The sequence below is a fragment of the Mesorhizobium sp. M7A.F.Ca.CA.004.04.2.1 genome (assembly GCF_004022825.1).
Lineage (GTDB): Bacteria > Pseudomonadota > Alphaproteobacteria > Rhizobiales > Rhizobiaceae > Mesorhizobium.
Genome location: NZ_RZPH01001232.1, coordinates 1 through 1,549, shown reverse-complemented (window position 1 = coordinate 1,549; position 1,549 = coordinate 1). Strand labels below are relative to the sequence as shown.

Here is a 1,549-nt window from a genome sequence, read left to right as displayed (position 1 = left end):
GATCACGACCATCCTGGGCGAACCATAGTTGCGGCCAGCAATAGACGTGGCGGAGGCAAGCGTCACGCAGACGGCAGCTATTTCCGCGAACGGGTCATAGGCAAGATAGATGCCGACAAAGCAGAAGGCGCCAAGCATGAAGCCATGCATCGAGCCGTACAGTATGTAGTCGTTCTCGCGGCGACGCGCCTCTTCCCAATTTTGAGGCGAAGGAGCGTGGCGATATTTCCTGATGTTGCGAAGACGAAGGAAGGCGACAGCCAGCAGTCCGAGGGTGACGGCGAGATAGGCCGGATCCATGGTTTTCCAGTAAACCAGCACGACCAGCAGGGTTTGGGCAAAGAATCCTATCGAAAGCGTCAACCCGTCGCGAAACAAGGTTTCCACGAACGGAATGTAGACGTCGACCGGAATCTCGTTCTTCTTTATCAGATTCAACGCCTGAATCCCAACCCTGGGGAGCCAAGCAGTGCCACATCCGCCTTAAGAAAGATTTAGAGAGGCCCCGCCGCTCCTGCCGTCAAGCCGGGTGACGTAACGGAAAGCAAGGAAATTGTCGTTCAGGTAAACAAGGCGTATCGATCATTCCGCGGCCTGAAGTTTCGGCCGCGCCAGCGTACTCGACAGGCGTTCGAGCAGCCTTTGGCGTTCGCTCAAGGCCTTGTCGGCGCTGGCTCGACGGACGTGGCCATAGCCGCGAATCAGGGCCGGCACCGAGGCCAGCGCAACCGCCGCATCGACCCTGGCCGGGGCCAGCGATCCGGCGATGAGCTCCAGATCCGCCTCATACTGCGCCAGCAGCCGCCGCTCCATGCGCCGTTCGGCGGTGTAGCCGAACAGGTCGAAGGCGGTGCCGCGCAGGCCCTTCATCGCCGACAGCAGGCGAAAACCCTTCATCATCCACGGGCCGAAGCTGGATTTCCTAGGGCTTCCGTCATTGCCGCGACGGCCCATGATCGGCGGCGCGAGGTGGAATTCGAGCCTTTCGTAGCTCTGGAACTGCTTGCCCAGTTCGGCGGCGAAAGAGCCGTCCGTGTAAAGACGCGCCACCTCGTATTCGTCCTTGATCGCCATCAGCTTGAACAGGTTCCTGGCGGCGGCCTGCGACACCGTGGTCGACCCAGGTATGGCCTTCGCTTCGGCGGCGCGCAAAACGGCCAGTTTTTCGGCATAACGCCTGCCATAGGGGGCGTTCTGATAGGCTGTCAGGAAGGCGACGCGGCGGGCGATGATATCGTCCAGTGTCTCGGCGACATCCGTGCCCGGGCCGGCCTTTCCAGCGACGGCTGGACCCGGCTGGGCAACGAGGCCGCGCACGAATTCCGGCTGATGGGCAGCGCGACGTCCCCAGCGGAACGCGGCAACGTTCATCGCCACGGCTTCGCCATTGAGCTCGATCGCCTTCTCGACCGCCTCGGCGGACAGCGGCAGGCCGCCATGCTGGAAGGCAAAGCCGAGCATGAACATGTTGGCGCCGAGCGAATTGCCGAAAAGTGCCGTGGCGGTGCGGGTGGCGTCGAAGAAATGCGCCTTGTCTTCGCCCGCGGCC

General features: G+C 62.0%; 1 protein-coding gene and 1 pseudogene. Both read right to left on the bottom strand.

The window, feature by feature from the left end:
* Positions 1 to 438, bottom strand: a pseudogene (locus EN893_RS33340) (diguanylate phosphodiesterase); the annotation flags it as partial.
* Positions 439 to 582: 144 nt separating this feature from the next.
* Positions 583 to 1,549 (bottom strand): DUF6537 domain-containing protein (locus EN893_RS33335; RefSeq protein ID WP_206640228.1); only part of this gene is annotated, 967 nt, incomplete at its 5' end.